Source organism: Rhizobium laguerreae (assembly GCF_002008165.1).
Lineage (GTDB): Bacteria > Pseudomonadota > Alphaproteobacteria > Rhizobiales > Rhizobiaceae > Rhizobium > Rhizobium laguerreae.
Genome location: NZ_MRDM01000029.1, coordinates 51,259 through 68,535, shown reverse-complemented (window position 1 = coordinate 68,535; position 17,277 = coordinate 51,259). Strand labels below are relative to the sequence as shown.

Below are 17,277 nucleotides of genomic sequence, written 5' to 3'. Positions count from 1 at the left end.
TGATTGCTGGTGTCATGCAACGCCTCCCTATGTTCGAACTAAAGCGGTGAGCGTTTTGTACCGAAGCAATTCGCCATTGCCAAGCGGATATTTGCAACCTTACGGAAGGTGATGCGGAAACGACACAGCTTGTGCGGTTGCGAAGAGAGGGTTCGGCCGGCCCGTCCGCCGAAAACGGCATCAAGAAAGGCCGTTATTTCCTCTACCGCGGGTCACCCCGCTCATGAGGCGCAGGAATAGGATGTGGCGGGGCGGGCGGTCAGTTTTTCTTCGAAGTCGGCGGCGATCTTGTCGAGCGTCACGCTGTCCAACCGCTGCAACAGCAGGGCCTGGGCCTCCTTCATCGCGTCGCCGAGAGCGACATTCACCGCCTGTTCCACCAGGCATTGCGGCTGGTCGTCGGCCGGGCCAATGGCGAAGAGATGCGGTTCGCCGATGGCGCGGTAGACATCGAGCAGGGTGATCTCAGACAAGGGACGCACCAGAGTCCAGCCGCCGCCATGGCCTTTTTCGGAGCGGACGTAACCCTGTTCGCGAAGGCCGGCCATGGTGCGGCGCACGACGACGGGATTGGTGTTCAGCATTTTCGCGATCATATCGGAGGTCGCCGAATGCTGGTGCTTATCCATGTGGATCAGCACGTGCAGCATGCGTGAAAGGCGGCTGTCATTGCGCATCGTTCTCTTCCTGTCGATTGGGCGGGTCATTATCGCAAGCGGCTTGTAACAAGACAAGTAACATGATGCTTGACGCCGGCGTGTCATGTAACTTATGTTGAGTCATGAGTTCGATATCAAGGGAGAGTTCCATGTCGTTTGAAGCCATCGTCATCGGCGGAAATTTCGCCGGCTTGTCGGCAGCGATGCAGCTGGTCCGGGCACGGCTGCGCGTGCTGCTCGTCGATGCCGGCGCGCCGCGCAACCGGTTTTCTGAAGCCTCGCATGGGTTCTTGGGGCAGGACGGCCAAACACCGGCCGCGATCATGCAGGAGGGAAAGCGGCAGCTTTCGCTTTATCCGACCATCGCCATCCGCGAGGGAAAAGTCGTCCGAGCGCACAGCGATGGTGACGCGTTCATCGTCGGCACCGAAGACGGCGGCGAAGAACGAGCTGCGCGCATCGTGCTTGCAACCGGCGTCAGCGACACGCTGCCCGAAATCCCCGGCCTCAAGGAGCGATGGGGCCGCTCGGCGCTGCACTGCCCCTATTGCCACGGTTTTGAGGTCGGTGGCGGCAAGCTCGGCGTTCTCGGAAACCATCCGCATTCGGCCCATTCTGCCATGATGATCCCGGATTGGGGCGCAACGACCTTTTTCACCCAGGCGCTGTTCGAGCCCGATGAAGAGCAATTGGTGAAGCTGACGGCCCGTGGCGTCCGGATCGAACGCAGCCCTATCGTGGAATTGTTGGGCGACAATCCGAAGCTTGAGGCGGTTCGCCTCGCCGATGGCCGCATCGTGCCGCTCGATGCCGTCTTCGTCGCGCCGAAAACGACGATGGCGAGCCCGGTTGCCGAACAGCTCGGCTGCGCCTTCGACGACGGCCCGTTCGGGCCAATCATTCGGGTCGCCGACAACAAGGAAACCACCGTCAAGGGTGTCTTTGCCGCCGGCGATGCGGCTAGCGCCATGCACAATGCCACGCTCGCCTCCGCCTCAGGCGTGCTCGCCGGCGTGCACTGCCATCAGTCGCTGGTCATGTCGTCGGCCGCATAAGGCGGAAACAGCACGTCAAGCGGGTGAAAGTTCCCCCAGCAGGTCAGGTCCCATCGCTTAGCCGAACTGAAAATCTCAACGCTTTTGCTTTCATGCGGCGCGGAACCGCCTGATTACCGCTCGAACACACAAATCCGGCAATATGGAGCAATTGCCACAGCTACCGGTTAAGTTACCGCCAGTACCGCCCCGGTGTCGTACTGACGCACGAAATCCACCCGCATGCCGTTCCAGTGATAGCAGTAATGCCGCCCTTGCACAGGAATGGCGATGGCGTCCGGCCAGAAAATGCCGATACAACGTTGCCCGGGCATTCGAACGCTGTTCCACAAGAGACCATCGCTTCCCGCTGCACGAAGTTCGCGTCCCTCGATCTGGGAAGCGGTGTAATCGTCCGGATGCAGGGCGCCAGGCACCGCGTTCACGTCGTCTAGTCCTCGGTCCACGCTGCCCACCAGGACACGAAAGTCCGATGTCCACCCGGGACGTTGGGGCGTTGAGCTCATGAACTTCTGATGATGATGTATTGTTTCGGCGACAGCGACTTCTTCACTTTCGCCTGCATAGTAGATACCATAGCTTCCGTCCGTGAAGCGTCCCGGCCGCCCCGTTGAGCAATGGACGAAGGGGGCCATTACATAACTAGCGCCGGTGCCCGAAACGCGACGGTTCGCGGGCACCTTTCCAAGATCGCCCACCTCAAATCGAATGCGCGGATTGGTTTTCGCCTCGACGGCCACAAGGGCCTCCCAGTCGCGGGGGTCGGCGATGTCCTCGAACAAATCGATTGGCGGATGGATCGATCTAATGATGCGGTAGGTTTTAGGCCACTGTACATGGGCGCGGACAGCAAGGCCACTTACCATGCGCTCCGTTCCGCATCGAGCCATTCACGCATCACGGCAAGATCAGACAGCTCGCCCTGAAGCATCACGTCCAGTGCCGACTTGCCGCCAAAGGCCGTATTGGGTGCTTTGATCCACTCATATCCCCTTGATGGATCCTTAAACAGATGTCGCACTCCCTTGTGGATACCCATCAGGTGAGCCATCCGCATTTTCAGGTCCCGATCGACACGTCCCACCTTGCCTTCTTTCCACCGTGCCCATGTGCGGGCTGACAAACCTCCGAGCAAGGTGCAAGCCTGGGCCTCCGTGAGCTTCCAGGCATTGAAGAGGTTTACCGTCGTGCGGGCGAGCGCCCCTGCTTCCAAATCGGTGATTTCAGCCGATGTTCTGTTAAAGGGAGTCGAAGCAACAGGTTGAAGCCGCATGGCATCCTCTCTTTCTGGCAGAAAGATAGCATATTGTTGCCAATTGGCAAATCCAATTCTCGCATCACATGGACAGCAAAGAGACTGGCCGAACGCTCAAGCCTTCGCTTCATCTCATGGCGTCAACAGGCTGGTTGTGAATGCGGCGCATGATGAGGTGGGTGTTACAAGGCGCTCGGATGGATCACTATTGACGCCGGGGCGTGACCATCCGCTGCTGATCAAAATATGGTCGTTAGGATGCTTTCGTATCCAGTCGCTGGCCGGGCACCCTTTGAGTAAGTTTTCCGCGTGGAACGCCTGGCGATACCAATATTGCGTGCATTTCGCGATCAAAAATCTAGGGCGGGTCGCGCGAAAGTGTTACTTGGACTTCGCGATTATGAAATGCGCAAAATCGATGACCTAAAGCGCGGCAAGCGAGCCTGAAAGATTGCGACCCACTTCAAGGTAGGAACAGCACGTTGTACTGATCGACATCGCCCGGCAGGTCGCGAACCTTCATCTCCACCTCGCGGTCTTCGAAGAGGACGAGGCAGTCCTCGTAGAAACCCGACAGCATGCCGACGAAGGCCTTCGTTCCCTCACGCCCGTAGAAGAGCGGCGTGAATTCCATGTAGAGCGGCACGCGGCGGGCAAGCAGCGGCTGCATCGACCGGCAGGCGACCGGCTCGTAGCCCTCGATGTCCATCCAGACGAGGCCGATTACGGCCGGGTCGATCGAAAGACCGGCAAGGATCTCGGAAACCGGTTTCACCGGCACGCTGATCTTCTTGTCTGTCGGGCTTTGGCGGATGGCGCTGCTCTTGCCGTGGTTGTTGAGGTTGAGAAAAAAGTCGATCTCGCCTTCGTACTCGCCGGCGGCGCAGTTGACGAGCCGGACCTTCTCCTCCAGCCGGTTCTGGCGGATGTTAAGTTGAAGCAGCGGGAAATTGCGTGGATCGGGCTCGATGCTGATCATATGGGCATAAGTGTCGCTGAGCGCGAAATAGACGGTCTGGGTGCCGATATTGCCGCCGATCTCGAGCAGCGTTGCGTTCTTTCGCAAAAGGCCGCGCTCGCGCAGGATGACGATCAGCCGGTCGACGGCCTCGCGCTCGAAATGGCCCTTCCGGAACACCTTGCGGCCGATATAGTCGGCGGGAGAGAAGGTCATGAGATGGTCGCCGGCATCGACCGTCATCGAGACGACGCGCGGGCCGATATTCTCGATCAGCAGGCGGCGGCCGAAGCGGGTGTCGAAGAAGCGCGAAGCGGCCGCATTGCGCGCCTTGCGCAGCCGGCGGCTCCAGTATTTGGCGGTCAGCCAGGGCTTGCCGGGCATCAGGTTTTTCCTTCGAGCGGTTCTGCCGCTTTCTCTCTCGGAATCACGTAAACTTTCAAGGGCAGCGCCCGGCCGCGCACACTGATTTCACGGCTTTCGATGCCGGAAAGATCAGCACCCGAAAGGCTCGCCACCGGTTCGGAGATGACGATCGCCGCCTCGAACTCCTTGGCGGCGGTCTCGAGCCGGCTCGCAACATTCACGGTATCGCCGATCGCCGTCATGCTGCGCACCCGGCCGTATCCCATCGTGCCGACGACGGCCGGGCCGGTGTGAATGCCAATCGCGATGCGCAGCGGCAGCGCCAGTTCGTCGGCCAGCTCGGCGGCCAGTTTCTCGATCTCGGCGACGATCGATGCCGCCGCGTTAAGCGCCTGGCGGCAGGCTTCCTCCGGTGCGGTGTTGAGGCCGAAGAGCGCCATGGCGCCGTCGCCGATGAACTTGTCGAGCCGCCCGCCCGACTGCTCCACCGCCTTGCCGATGATGGCGAAATAGCGGTTCAGCAGGAAGACCACGTCGAAGGGCAGGCGGGTTTCCGTGAGCGTGGTGAAATGGCGGATATCGACGAAGAGCACAGCGATCTCGCGCTCGCGCCCGGGGCTCGTCTCCTGGCTGTTGGCGGGAAGGGCCGCTTCGATCGCCGGTACGAGAAGCGGCGCGACGGCAACATCGCGGTTCGGACGAAGCTGACAGGCGAGCCGGACATCCGGGCCGGCATTGATGCGCTTCAGCGTCGTCTGTTCCATCTTGTCGGGGCCAGGCAGGCTTTCGTAATCGCCAAGGATCTGCACGCGGCAGGTGGAGCACTGGCCCTTGCCGCCGCAGACGGCATAATGCGGCAGCCCGCCGAGCCGGCTCGCTTCCAGCACCGAGAAGCCGCGCGGCACACGGATGACCTCGCCGCCCGGATAATTCACGGTGACCTGGTCGAGCCGCTCCTTCAGCTTGCGCCGGGCGCGGGCGGCGACGACGATGAGCAGCGAGGCCGAGAAGGCGCCGTAGAGCCCGGCGCGGATCATGGCGATCTGACGGTGAACTTCCGGGTTCGAGGCGTAACGGGTGTTGACGCCCTCCTTGTAAGTGCTGACCGTCATTGACTGCTGGTAGGAAGGGTCGGCGAGCGTCCGGCCCATTTCGACGAAGCCCAGCAGCGCGAGCACCGGCACGAGGATGGCGAGCGCCAGCATGAGCGGTGCGAAGTCCGGATACCAGGAGCGGTAGCGCAGCCAGAAATGGATGCCGATGCAGCCGTGGATCCAGACGGCGACGAGGGCGAGCGCCTGCCGCGCGCCATTCGCCGGAGATTTGATCCACAGCGAACCGACGACCGTCTCGTAGTCGTCAATGTAGCCGTAGAACTCGTGGGCGATGCGCGTGCCGATGACATGATCGAAGAGAAGCAGCGGGATCATCAGGCCGAGCACGATCTGGGCCATTTCCCCCTTCGGCATCACCAGGCTGCGGCGCATGTATATGGCGCGCAGCACCAGCGCGATATGGATGAGCACCGACGAATAGAAGACGGCGGTCCCCAGGGGATTACGCCAGACCGCCAGGAAAAGATGGGCGGCCTTGTCGGCGGCGGCGACGGAAATCAGGCCAATCGCATGGTTCGACAAATGCAGCAGGACGAAGACAAAAATGACGAGGCCGGAACCGAGCCTCGCCCTTCTGATCGTACGCTCCGAAAAAATCCCTGTGGCCGAGACCGTCGTCATTCATTCCCGTTCTTGTCGATGTAACCGCACGCCCATAGAGATTGGCAAAGAGGCGGAATTGCTTCGATCGCGATCACATTCCATATGTTTATGCGCAAGTTTTCGGCAAAGGGACAATAGCGGAATTTTCCCGACCGGCGCGAAAGTTGTAAACAGTGTGTCTTACCTGAGGTGTGCCAATGCGGGTGGCTTTCTACGCGCCGATGAAATCGCCGAACCATCCGGTGCCCTCAGGCGACCGGCTGATGGCGCGGCTGTTGATCCGGGCGCTGGAGCTTGGCGGGCATGAGGTCGACATCGCCTCCGAATTCCGCACCTATGCGACGACACCGGAGGCGGCAGCGGCGCTCGAACCCGCCACCGGCGCCGAACTGCAGCGGCTGCGGCTGGCATGGCAATCCGCGCCGCGGCCGGAACTCTGGTTCTGCTACCACCCCTATTACAAATCGCCCGATCCGTTCGGGCCTGTTATCTCCGCCGAATTCGCCATTCCCTATGTCACCGCCGAAGCCTCCTATGCGGCAAAACGCGACCGGACCGGCTGGGCCACTGCCCAGAAGCTGGTGGGTGAGGCGATCATGCAGGCGGCGGTCAATATCAGCTTCACCGAACGCGATCAGGCTGGGCTTGCCGCCGCCTTTCCGCAAGCGCGGCTTGCCGGGCTGAAACCCTTCATCGACACGGCGTTGTTCGAAAAGGCGTCGCCGGTACCCGGTCCGCGCCGGCTGATGACGGTCGCGATGATGCGGGCCGGCGACAAGATGGACAGTTATGCGATGCTCGCAAAGGCGGTGCGACTGATCGAAGACCGGCCCTGGACGCTTGCCGTCATCGGCGATGGGCCGATGCGCCAGGAGGTGCAGGCGCTGTTTGCTGGTCTTCCCGGTCGCATCGAATGGCTGGGTGAGCGCAATGCCGTCGAGATCGCCGCATTGCTCGGACGCGGCGACCTCTATGTCTGGCCCGGCTGCGGCGAGGCCTATGGTCTTGCCTATCTGGAGGCCCAGGCCGCCGGCCTGCCCGTCGTCGCGCAGGAAACGGCGGGCGTGCCCGCGGTGGTCGAGGCTGGCGTAACCGGCCTGCTGACGCCGGATGGCGATGTCGCCGCCTATGCCGAGGCCGTGGCTGCCCTGCTTGACGACAGGCAGAGGCGCGACGCCATGGCGCAGGCGGCGCGGCGCTTGGTGCTTGGGCAACGCTCGCTTGCGATGGCGGCGCAGGACTTGAACGGAATTTTGCGGGACAATGCAGCAACAGGAGTGACGCGATGAGCGACGGGATAGCCTGGGACCCCCTGCACCGCGAGCTTGACCGCTGGCAGGCCGCCGGCCGCGTGGCGCGGTTCTGGCTGCGGGATGACGACGCCGTCGAGCCGACGCCTGATCTGGAGACGCTGCTGGCGCTGACTGGCGAATCCGGGGTGCCGCTGGCGCTTGCCGTCATTCCCGGCCTGACCGGCGAGGCCCTGGCCCTGCGGCTGGCGGAGGAGGCGGGCGTCGCGGTCTCGGTGCATGGTTGGTCTCATACGAATTACGCGGGGCCGGAGCGGAAGAAGCAGGAACTCGGCGGCGACCGGCCGGCGGGGGCTGTGCTCGGCGAATTGGGCGAAGGGTTCCGGTTGCTGGAGCGGCTGCATCCGGCTCGCTTCCTGCCAGTGCTGGTGCCGCCGTGGAACCGGATCGATGCGACCCTGATCCCGGCGCTGCCCGGCCTCGGATTTGCTGCCCTTTCAGTCTATGGGCGGGCAAAGCAGGATGGGCCGATGCCGCTGCTCAACACCCATGTCGACATCATCGACTGGCACGGCACGCGCGGCGGACGGAGCGAGGCGGAATTGGTGGCCGAACTGGTGGCGGAGCTTGACGACCGGTTTGCCGGCAGCGACGAGCCGATCGGCGTGCTCACGCACCACCTGGTGCATGACGCGGCCGCATGGGATTTTCTGTCAGCCTTGTTTGCGATGACGGCCCCGCATCCCGCCGTCTGCTGGTCGCCGGCGTCGGCACTTCTCAAGGCTCAGGCGCGTGAACCCGTTCAAGGAACTCGCGCATGAGTGCCACGACGTCGTCGAGATGCGTCTCGAGCAGCCAGTGGCCGCCGCCGAGCAGATGGAGTTCGGCATCCGGCAGATCGCGCAGATAGGCCCGCGCCGATTTTTCCGGCATGTAGTGGTCGTTCGGACCCCAGACGATCAAGGTGGGCGGCCGGTATTCGCTGAGGTATTTGCGGTGTTCGGGAAACCAGGCCCGGTTCTCCTTCAGTCCGGCGATCAGGTCCGTGGCGATTTCCTTGCGCCGAGGCGTGATCAGCGACCAATGCAGCTTCCAGAGATCGGGCGGAATCGTATCGGTGAGCGGAGGCGGCAGATCGTTGAGGAACTCCTCCTTGAAAGTCTCCTCGCTGATTGCCTCCGCCAGCGCCTTCCTCATCTCCGATCTCGGAAGCGTCCACGTCGCTTCGATATCCGCATATTTCGGTCCAAGGGCATCCTCATAGGGGATATCGCCGTTCTGGATGATCAGCCCCGCGATGCGCTGTGGGGCGCTGATCGCCAACCGGGCACCGATCGGCGAGCCGAAATCGTGGAGGTAGAGGACGAACCGGTCGAGATTCATCGCAGCGACAAAGGCCTCCAGCCAGGCAGCGTATCCATCGAAGCTGTAGTCGAAATCGTCAGGCGTGCCGCTGTAGCCCGCACCCGGGAAATCCGGCGCAATCAGGCGCCAGCGGTCGGCAAGGCGCGGCATGAGATTGCGAAATTCATAGGATGAGCAGGGATATCCATGCGGCAGCAACAACACCGGCGCATCTTCCCGGCCGGCCTCGCGGTAAAATGTTTCGACGCCGGCAACAGTCATCCAGCGATGTCGGACAAGAGTGGCCACGGCAACCTCCTCGGAACCGTTCTTTATTTTCGGTCTTCGTCATACTGCTCGGCGCCTTCGACCGGCCGCAGCCACGGCTCGCGGCGTTTGATCCAGAGTTCGTAGCTCGGCACAAGCGGCGTCGGCGCCTCGGAGAGGATGCCAAGCTTGATTTCGGCCTCATGATCATCGGCGGAAAACAGGCGCGAACCGCAACTTGTGCAGAAATTCCGACCTTGAAACGCGGCGGTTTGCCCTGAATGTTCGAATTGGGCGGCCGGCCAGATGCCATAGAAGGTAAAGGCCGAACCGCTTTCGCGCCGACAGTCCGTGCAATGACAGATCCCAACGCGTAAGGGTTCGCCTCGGACGGAAATGCGCACCTGCCCACAGAGACACTTTCCGGAAAGCACGGTCATGACTGAGCCTGTTTTCGTTGATTTTGCGCTGCCGGGAAAACGGTCTGGCCCCGCATCTGTTCCCTCGAGACGTCGCAAGCCTGCTCAGTCCGATCGATAGGCTCTCTGCCGAAGAGCTTCGGACTGCACAAGACGAAGGCGGGCGGCCTTCAGCGGCTTGCTAGATCACCACGACCTGATTGTCGCGCGCGGCAAAAGATTCGGGGAAGGCGACCTGGGCCTGCGCTTCCATCTGCGCCAGCTGCTCGTCCGTCCGGGAAGGGGCGTGGTGAAAGAGCGCGAAGCGCTTGGCGCCTGCCATCTTCGCAAGCTCGGTGCCATGCTGCCAGGTCGAATGGCCGAAGCCCTTGAAACGCTGCATCTCGTCTTCATTGTAGGTGCAATCGTAGACGACGAGATCAGCGTCCTGCATCATCTCGAGCGCGACCGGATCGTAGGAGCCGGGTGTGTGTTCTATATCGTAGATAAGAGCGATCGAACGGCCCTGCCATTCAATGCGGTAACCAATCGCCCCACCTGGATGGTTCAGCATGAAGGTCTTGATCTCGATGCCCGGGCGCGGGTTCAGCACCTGACCGGCATGAAAATCGCTGAAATTCATCGTCGCCTGACAGATATCTGTCTTGACCGGAAACCAGGGCGGGCTGATGAACTGCTCGACCATTTCCCGGGTGCTCATCTTGCCATCGAGATGGCCGGACCAGATGTTGACGTTGATCGACGGATAATAGATTGCCTTGAAGAAAGGCAGGCCGATGATGTGATCGTAATGGCAGTGGCTGAAAAACAGGTCGACGTCGCTGACGCTGTCGGCGAGCATCGACAGCCCGGCCTCGCGCAGGCCGGAGCCTGCGTCGAAGATCATCCGATGTTCTCCGCAGCGAATCTCGATGCAGGAGGTGTTACCGCCGTAGCGATCGAACTCGGGACCTGACACGGGAATACTGCCGCGGACGCCCCAAAATTTTACCTGAAACAGTTCTGTCGTCATCGTTCTTCAAACCGGCCTTCCCGCATCGCCATCGTAGTCATAGTTCGTCTCTATGCGAAGCAGCAGAATTCCACGGGTTTGTCTGTTCCCCTTTGTATTCTCCCAACCGCTAGCGGAAGAAGAAGTAGATTTTCCTAAGCAATCGGCTTTCGGCTCGGAAAGCAAGCCAGTATGGTTGGTTTTCGGTAAACGCGCTGCTGAGGGTGGGGACATTTTCCCGTAAGTCATGCCTATAAGATGGTTGCGCGCGATTGAAAAAACAATTGTCGCCAAGTTTAGCCGAAAGTCGAATTCAAAGAGCAGCACGAAAACTGGCGCCAAAGGGTCAGGCGCTCGCAAGCATGGGGCACGTTTATTGTGTTCAGGCCCTGCCGACCCGACCTCCGCGTTCTCTGGGAAAACCCGCATCATCTGAGGAAAATGGAGTTCCCATCCTGCGAATGTTTCCTTGATTGAGAATGCCAGAAAGCGATATATCAGACGATACAGGAAATATAAGAGAATCGCCATGTTGCAGCCGGCTATCAACGAGACCATTGCCGAGAGCAGCTACAGGCGCATTCGGGCCGACATCATTTTTGGCCGGCTGGCTCCCGGACAAAAATTGAAGCTGGAAAGCCTGAAGGAGGCCTACGAGACCAGCATCAGCACACTTCGGGAAGTGCTGAACCGGCTGTCTTCCGAGGGACTTGTCCTCGCGGAGGGGCAGAAAGGTTTCGAAGTGTCCCCCGTGTCGGTTTCAGACCTCAAGGAGACGGCGGCGCTGAGGCTTCTGCTGGAAACACATGCGCTGGAGCAGTCCTTCGTGCATGGAGATGTGGAGTGGGAGGCACCGCTGGTCTCGGCGCATTACAAATTGGCGCGGATGGAACAGGTGATGGCCTCCGGCGACACCAGCCGGGCCGAGGACTGGAAGCGCTACGACTGGGAGTTCCATCAAGCACTGATATCCGCCTGCGGGTCGAAATTGCTGATGGAGACGCATTCGGTGATCTTCGACAGATATCTCAGATATCAGATGGTTGCCTTGTCCTATCGAGGCGATGTCGCGGCCAATGAACATCAGCAGCTTTTGGATGCGGCATTGCGACGTGACGCAGAGACGGCCAAGCGGGTGCTTGTCCTGCATATTCAAGGCGGGGTCGAACATGCGCTGGCGAGAGGGACGCTGAAATAGAAATGATCCCGACGTTTTTCTCGAGCTTTAGGTCCACCACATAAATTGCATTTCGGCGAACCAGGAAAAGCCATGCTCAAGCAAGTCCACGATCCGGCTGAAACAGTAAGCGATGTCGTCTTCCGGCAGATCCGCGAGGATATCATATCGGGGACATTGCCGCCGGGGGCCAAGATCAAGCTGGAGCAGGCAAAGGAGCGTTACTCCATCGGCATTTCATCGCTGCGCGAAATCCTGAGCCGCCTGACCACGGAAAACCTCGTCGTCGCCGAGGGGCAGCGTGGTTTCGAAGTCAGCCCCGCTTCGCGCCGCGAACTCCTCGAACTCGCCGACCTCCGGATCGTTCTGGAAACACATGCGATCGGCCTTGCCTTCGCTGCCGGAAATCTCGAATGGGAAGGGCGCATCGTCGCCGCCCATCACAGGCTGGCTGCCGCTGAACGCAAGCTTCTCGCGGGCGACGTCTCGCGGACCGTTGACTGGGTCCGATACGACTGGGAGTTCCATCAGGCGATCGTCTCGGCCTGCAATTCAGCGACGCTGATGGCGACATTGTCGTCCGTCTTCGACCGCTTTCTCCGCTACCATATGCTGGCCGAAAGTTTTCGCGGCAAGCCCGTCGTCGATGACCACAGGCTTTTGTTTGAGCTTTCCATCCGGCGCGACGTCGCTGGTGCGACCGACGTCGTCAGACGGCACGTTCAAAGCGGCGTCGAACATGTGCTGAAGAGCGGCCGCATTCTCTGATTCTCTAGGGTCAGGACCTATAATCTGGGATCAACTGCCAAGAGCTATCGTTTTCGGACTAGGCCTCGAACGGCAACCTCCGCCATATGAGATTTAGATCAAGGTCTCAAAACCGTGGCACCCGCACCACGCATTTGCCTCGGTCAAAGAAACCCTTCTTCAATTCCGACTCACTCGTACCGCACAAACGGGTTGACCTCTTTAGCTCTTGTGATCCCAGCGCGCGGGTATCGTCACTCCCCTGATTACCCCGAAAATAGCTCCAAACATTCCGCCAACGACGATCCCTGCAGAGCCGCCCGCCAACGCCGCAATGAGGCAGTAGGCGATCCAGGAGCCAACACTGGATGCATCGGCCAAGAACAACGTGCAAACGACGCCGAGTGCTCCGCCAAGGATGCCCAAGACAATGGCAACCCCCGTCACAGCCTCTGATGGGTCAATGTTACGGATGCGTGACGCTTGGGCGGCATGATGTTCAACCGGCGGAGACTGACTATCCGTGTCTTCCATTCGACCCTCCTTCAAAGCATTTACGATCGATCTTCAGCCGCCTAGAGGCTTGTCGTCCTTTTCGGACAATATCCTTTCTGCCGCGCCATCCAGATCTTCGTACTGACCGTTGCGCAGGGACCAAAGGAAGGCGCCAAGCCCGGCGATGCCCATGAACAGAGCTATGGGTATCAGAAACGACAATGCGCTCATTTATCCCACTCCCGACCAGTTTATCCGCCGCATTTCCCGCTCTGGTGGCGTGCCGCCGATCTCAAGCCTCATCGCATTCGCGACGACCAGTATGGACGATGTCGACATCGCTATCGCGGCGATGAGCGGGCTGGCATAGCCCAACAGCGCGAGAGGAATGCTGCACGCATTGTAGACAATAGCCAAAGCGAAATTTTGGCGGATCAGCACGGCCGCACGACCCGCCGTCGTCAGCGCGACCTTTATTCCGTCCATGTCTCCGTTGAGCAGGATGAAATCGGCGGCGCTGCGACCGATGTCGCTTCCTGACGCCGGAGCCATGGAAACATGCGCGGTCTTCAGCGCGACCGCGTCGTTTATTCCGTCACCAATCATCATCACCTTGCAACCGACACTGCGCAACGCCTCGATCGCCTCGGCCTTGTCCTTGGGGAGGACTGCTGCTTTTACCGAGTCGATGCCGACTTCCCGTGCCACTGCAAGAGCCGCTTCGGGGACATCGCCCGTCAGCATTTCGACGGCGATGCCGCGGCTCTTCAAGAACTGCACCGCCATCGCCGACCCGGCACGAACCTTCTCTCCAAAAACGAAAGAGGCGAGGATTTCTCCCTGTCGCGTCAGGACGACAGTAGAAGCTGCGGCAGTCAGGTCATCTGCATTGTCGCTCGCCGCCCATGCCGCTCGCCCAAGTCGATAAACTTCCCCTCGGAAAGACGCCTCGAGACCGTTGCCGGGTATTTCCCTGACGTCATCGAGCGCGAGGGCCTCCCACTCACGCCGTGAGGCGTAATTCGCGATCGCTCTCGACATCGGATGGCTCGAAAACCGCGACAGCGACGCAGCCAGTGAAAATTCCAGTGGTCCGGTCCAGTTCCCGGTCAACAGCGTCGGCTCGTATTGCGTCAGCGTACCGGTCTTGTCGAAAACGACGGTGTCGATTTCCGCCAGCCGTTCCAATGCCGATCCGTCCCGTGCCACGATACCCCAGATGAACAATCTGCGTGCTGCAACGACCTGAACCATCGGAACCGCCAACCCCAGCGCACATGGGCAGGCAATGATCAAGACCGAAATCGAAATCGTCAGGGAGAGGTGGATGTCCTGTGTCACCGCAAACCACGAAAGGAATGTCAGCACCGACAGTCCGTGGATAACGGGGGCATAGAGACGCGCGGCCCTGTCGGCGAGTATCCGGTATTCAGACCGGCCGTCCTCGACGGCTTCCAACATCCTATGCAGCTCGGCGACGGTCGAATCTCCCGGTGCGGCGGTGGCTTCGACGGTCAGGGGATGGCCGACGTTCAAATCTCCCGCGCGAACCTGTCCGCCCGGTCCAACCGTCTCCCAACGGCTCTCACCCGTCAGCAATGAACGGTCAAGTTCCGACTGGCCGGAGAGAATCGTCCCGTCGGCTGGAATTCTATCGCCGGCTGCAATCAGAGTGCGGGTTCCGGGCGCGATTTCGTTCAGCGGAACATACTCGATCCGTCCGTCCGCGCGTATCACATTCGAGCCTTTCGGCATCATCTCGGCCAGCGCCGTCGCCGCCGAGTGTGCCTTCCTTCGCATCAGATGATCCAGCGTGCGTCCGACGAGCAAAACGAAGAGTAGCGAGGTACTGGCCTCGAAGTAGGCTTGCCGTCCTTCGGCGAACGTGTCGTATACGCTGAGACCGAACGAGAGCAGCACGCCGATGCTGACCGGCACATCCATGTTGGCCCGACCGTGCACGAGCGCCCGCCACGCCGACCGGTAGAATGTCGCCCCGGAGTAGATCACGGCCGGTAGTGCGAGCGCGGCCGACATCAGGTGGAGCGTCTGACGTGTTGCCGGGTCCGCACCCGCCCAGACCGATACCGACAGCACCATGATGTTCATTGAGCAAAAGCCGGCGACTGCCAGCGCGCGCAGCAGGCCTGACACCTCACCGTCCGGTTGATCGCGGCCTTCCGCCGGCAAGACAGCCGTGTAACCGATCGTTCCGATCAGAGCGGCAAAATCGGGTGGCGAACCATTTTCCGCTTGCCAATGGATGGTTACACGCTTTGCCGTGAGATTGGCGCGCGCCATGTGAACTTCGGGGTGCTTGCCAAGAGTCGATTCCAGAAGTGCCATGCATGAACCGCATCGCATGTCCGGAACGGACAACGTGATCTGCCTAAGACCATTGCCCAAATCCCTGCTTGCCAACGCGATCTCGTCCACACCCGGCCTTCTTGATCCGGGCTCGTGGAGCGACAACGCAATGGACGCACAGCAGGTCATTGTCCGTTCCTCGCTACCTCATTGCCTTATAGGCATGCCATGTGGCGTGGCCGAGCAAAGGAAAAACGACGATCAGTCCGACAAGTCCCGTCAGCAGGCTGGCGAGAAAGAGGGCGAGGACGATCGCACCCCAGACCATTGAGGGTCCCATGTTGTTCCAGACCATGACAACGCTAACGCCCATCGCCGTGAAGGCGTCTATGCGCTCATCCAGAAGCATCGGGATTGAGAACACCCCGATTGCAAAAGCGAATCCAGCGAACAATGCGCCCACACACAAGCCGACGATCAGCATGCCCCAGCCCGAGGGGGTGGTGACCAATAGCCTTGCTACGCCATCAAGGCCGGGGAACGGATTAACGCCGAAAAAGAGCGCGTAGATAATAACCGCCGCCCTCATCCAGAGCAGCATCACCATGCACAGCAGCATCCCCGTGAAAAACACCTGCCCTCCAGCTCTCGGCCGGACGAATAACATCTCACGAAACGTGGTGCGTTCCCCGTTCGCCAAACTCCTGCTCTTGACATAGAGCCCTGCGGCAAAGAGCGGGGCGACGATCAATATGCCCGCCAATGCGGGAAAGAGAAGATAGTCGCTATCGAGCCGAAACAGCATCACGGTGGCCATCAGCGCGAGTAAGAACACCACGAACCCATAGGCCAGACTTGGCCAGGGTTGCCGGATCAAGTCCTGCCAGCCTTGGCCAAGCCAACCGAGAGGAGCGCCGAGGGGCAGATGCCGCTGCCACTCGGGATTCATCGTCTCCTGTATCCCCGATACCTCGCTCCGATATCGGCCGGAAGTGTCGTCCTGCGGCATCTGATCCTCCTCGTGCGTTCAGCAAGCTGAAGCGGCGGCCCTGAATTGGTTGGGCTGCTGCCCTTTTTCCTTGATATGCTCGATGCAGGCGGGCTGGGTGGCGATCGCCATGTAAACAAAATGGGCGTTAGCGCCGACAAAGATCGCCCCGGTCAGCCCGATCAGCAGCCACTTGAAAGCGCGTGGTATAGGTCTCTTGGCTTCGGGCATCACTGTTGACCCCCACCCAGCTTGTTCACATAAAGCGCGAGTATCTTTATCTCAGCGGGACTGAGGCGTTCGTCCCAGGTGGGCATATGTCCCTGCCGTCCGCCATGGATCGACTGGACGATCCGTTCGATGCCCCCGCCGTAAATCCAGCGGCCATCGGTCAGGTTCGGCGCACCCACATCCTGTTTGCCTTTGGCGTCTTCGCCGTGGCATGCCACGCAGCTAGCCATGAACACCTCGCGGCCCGCAGCTATCTGGCTGGCGTCTGCGGCCTCGGTGGACGTATTGCTCAACGAATAGACATAGGCGGCGACGTCGCTCACCTGTTTTCGGTTGAGCATTTCGTCTGTTCCGAACGCAGGCATCTGGGACACGCGGCTTTGCGAGTGCGTCGTATTGACCCCCACCGTCATGGTCTGGACGATCTTTTCTGGTCCTCCACCCCAAAGCCAGTCGTCATCGGTAAGATCGGGGAAATCTCGTCCGCCCTTGCCGTCCCTTCCATGACAGGCGGCGCAGTTGTCTCCGAACAACTGGTGGCCGCTGGAGGCCACCTTCGCCATCAGCTTTTCGTCGGCACGGATCTCATCGAAGGAACTGGTCTCGATCTTCTCGATCCAGGGCGCGCGCGAAGCATCGGCTTCTATGATCTTTCGCTCTACCGCCTGCTTTTGACCCGTCCCGATCAGGCCCCTCGTATACGTGCTTCCAAGCGGCCAGGTCGGATACAGTATCCACCAGAGAGCGGCGAACAGGTGCGTGATGATGAGGAAGAGCAGAACCCCGCGCGGTACAGGAGTATCGAGCTCCTTGATGCCGTTCCACATGTGTCCCGTCGTCTTCCGGCCTGTTACGGGATCGACTTCCTCTATCGCCATGGGGTGTCGTCCTTATCGAATATGTCCGTTTCCGCCCGATCGAAACGCGCCTTGTTGGAAGGCCAGAAGGTGTAGATGATCACCCCGATCGAAAACAGGATGAGATAGAACAAGCCCCAAACCTTGGACAGTTCCAACATGGTTTCGTGGCTAACATCCATCTCAAATCCCC

20 protein-coding genes are annotated in these 17,277 nt (G+C 60.4%); 5 read left to right on the top strand and 15 right to left on the bottom strand.

Going from position 1 to position 17,277, the window contains the following annotated elements; genetic code table 11:
- Nucleotides 1–221: 221 nt before the first annotated feature.
- A complete protein-coding gene (locus BS630_RS27705; RefSeq protein ID WP_077979942.1) occupies nucleotides 222–677 on the bottom strand; it encodes an Rrf2 family transcriptional regulator in 456 nt (151 codons plus the stop codon).
- Nucleotides 678–808: 131 nt separating this feature from the next.
- Between BS630_RS27705 and BS630_RS27700 the strand changes: the two genes are divergently transcribed.
- The gene (locus BS630_RS27700; RefSeq protein WP_077979941.1) at nucleotides 809–1,714 is read left to right on the top strand and encodes an NAD(P)/FAD-dependent oxidoreductase; all 906 of its coding nucleotides are present in this window, start codon (nucleotides 809–811) and stop codon (nucleotides 1,712–1,714) included.
- Between the two features lie 167 nt (nucleotides 1,715–1,881).
- Here BS630_RS27700 and BS630_RS27695 read toward each other — a convergent pair whose 3' ends face one another.
- From BS630_RS27695 to BS630_RS27680, 4 genes are all read right to left on the bottom strand, one after another.
- Entirely contained in the window at nucleotides 1,882–2,580 is a 699-nt protein-coding gene (locus tag BS630_RS27695; protein ID WP_077979940.1) for an RES family NAD+ phosphorylase, read from the bottom strand.
- A complete protein-coding gene (locus tag BS630_RS27690) occupies nucleotides 2,574–2,987 on the bottom strand; it encodes an MbcA/ParS/Xre antitoxin family protein (RefSeq protein ID WP_077979939.1) in 414 nt (137 codons plus the stop codon). Before BS630_RS27690 ends, BS630_RS27695 begins: the two co-directional genes overlap by 7 nt.
- A 445-nt stretch (nucleotides 2,988–3,432) precedes the next feature.
- Complete coding sequence (locus BS630_RS27685) at nucleotides 3,433–4,311, bottom strand: FkbM family methyltransferase (RefSeq protein ID WP_077979938.1); 879 nt, start codon at nucleotides 4,309–4,311, stop codon at nucleotides 3,433–3,435.
- Nucleotides 4,311–6,029, bottom strand: a complete 1,719-nt coding sequence (locus BS630_RS27680) for an adenylate/guanylate cyclase domain-containing protein (RefSeq protein WP_077979937.1) — start codon at nucleotides 6,027–6,029, stop codon at nucleotides 4,311–4,313. The genes BS630_RS27685 and BS630_RS27680 overlap by 1 nt, the downstream gene beginning before the upstream one ends.
- A 179-nt stretch (nucleotides 6,030–6,208) precedes the next feature.
- On the opposite strand from BS630_RS27680, the gene BS630_RS27675 reads away from it, so the two are divergent.
- Nucleotides 6,209–7,300, top strand: a complete 1,092-nt coding sequence (locus BS630_RS27675) for a glycosyltransferase family 4 protein (protein ID WP_077979936.1) — start codon at nucleotides 6,209–6,211, stop codon at nucleotides 7,298–7,300.
- Complete coding sequence (locus tag BS630_RS27670; RefSeq protein ID WP_077979935.1) at nucleotides 7,297–8,082, top strand: polysaccharide deacetylase family protein; 786 nt, start codon at nucleotides 7,297–7,299, stop codon at nucleotides 8,080–8,082. Before BS630_RS27675 ends, BS630_RS27670 begins: the two co-directional genes overlap by 4 nt.
- On the opposite strand, the gene BS630_RS27665 is transcribed toward BS630_RS27670, so the two are convergent.
- From BS630_RS27665 to BS630_RS27655, 3 genes are all read right to left on the bottom strand, one after another.
- A complete protein-coding gene (locus BS630_RS27665; protein ID WP_077979934.1) occupies nucleotides 8,039–8,914 on the bottom strand; it encodes an alpha/beta fold hydrolase in 876 nt (291 codons plus the stop codon). The genes BS630_RS27670 and BS630_RS27665 overlap by 44 nt on opposite strands.
- A gap of 23 nt (nucleotides 8,915–8,937) precedes the next feature.
- Nucleotides 8,938–9,312 (bottom strand): GFA family protein, encoded by a 375-nt coding sequence (locus tag BS630_RS27660; RefSeq protein WP_077979933.1) that lies wholly within the window; start codon nucleotides 9,310–9,312, stop codon nucleotides 8,938–8,940.
- 160 nt (nucleotides 9,313–9,472) lie between these two features.
- Entirely contained in the window at nucleotides 9,473–10,303 is an 831-nt protein-coding gene (locus BS630_RS27655) for an MBL fold metallo-hydrolase (protein ID WP_077979932.1), read from the bottom strand.
- Nucleotides 10,304–10,811: 508 nt separating this feature from the next.
- Between BS630_RS27655 and BS630_RS27645 the strand changes: the two genes are divergently transcribed.
- On the top strand, nucleotides 10,812–11,480 hold the full coding sequence (locus BS630_RS27645) for a GntR family transcriptional regulator (protein WP_077979930.1): 669 nt from the start codon (nucleotides 10,812–10,814) through the stop codon (nucleotides 11,478–11,480).
- Nucleotides 11,481–11,552: 72 nt separating this feature from the next.
- Nucleotides 11,553–12,227, top strand: coding sequence for a GntR family transcriptional regulator (locus BS630_RS27640; RefSeq protein ID WP_077979929.1), 675 nt, complete (start codon nucleotides 11,553–11,555; stop codon nucleotides 12,225–12,227).
- Nucleotides 12,228–12,428: 201 nt separating this feature from the next.
- Here BS630_RS27640 and BS630_RS27635 read toward each other — a convergent pair whose 3' ends face one another.
- From BS630_RS27635 to BS630_RS27605, 7 genes are read right to left on the bottom strand one after another with little or no spacing between them, the layout of a single operon-like run.
- Entirely contained in the window at nucleotides 12,429–12,740 is a 312-nt protein-coding gene (locus tag BS630_RS27635; protein ID WP_077979928.1) for a hypothetical protein, read from the bottom strand.
- Between the two features lie 33 nt (nucleotides 12,741–12,773).
- Entirely contained in the window at nucleotides 12,774–12,932 is a 159-nt protein-coding gene (ccoS, locus tag BS630_RS27630) for a cbb3-type cytochrome oxidase assembly protein CcoS (RefSeq protein ID WP_028740460.1), read from the bottom strand.
- Nucleotides 12,933–15,197, bottom strand: a complete 2,265-nt coding sequence (locus BS630_RS27625) for a heavy metal translocating P-type ATPase (protein ID WP_077979927.1) — start codon at nucleotides 15,195–15,197, stop codon at nucleotides 12,933–12,935.
- Between the two features lie 13 nt (nucleotides 15,198–15,210).
- Complete coding sequence (locus tag BS630_RS27620) at nucleotides 15,211–16,017, bottom strand: DUF2189 domain-containing protein (RefSeq protein WP_077979926.1); 807 nt, start codon at nucleotides 16,015–16,017, stop codon at nucleotides 15,211–15,213.
- Between the two features lie 18 nt (nucleotides 16,018–16,035).
- Nucleotides 16,036–16,227 (bottom strand): hypothetical protein, encoded by a 192-nt coding sequence (locus tag BS630_RS27615; RefSeq protein ID WP_003546173.1) that lies wholly within the window; start codon nucleotides 16,225–16,227, stop codon nucleotides 16,036–16,038.
- Nucleotides 16,227–17,105, bottom strand: a complete 879-nt coding sequence (ccoP, locus tag BS630_RS27610) for a cytochrome-c oxidase, cbb3-type subunit III (RefSeq protein ID WP_077979925.1) — start codon at nucleotides 17,103–17,105, stop codon at nucleotides 16,227–16,229. Before ccoP ends, BS630_RS27615 begins: the two co-directional genes overlap by 1 nt.
- Nucleotides 17,096–17,266, bottom strand: a complete 171-nt coding sequence (locus BS630_RS27605; protein ID WP_077979924.1) for a cbb3-type cytochrome c oxidase subunit 3 — start codon at nucleotides 17,264–17,266, stop codon at nucleotides 17,096–17,098. Before BS630_RS27605 ends, ccoP begins: the two co-directional genes overlap by 10 nt.
- Nucleotides 17,267–17,277: the final 11 nt, after the last annotated feature.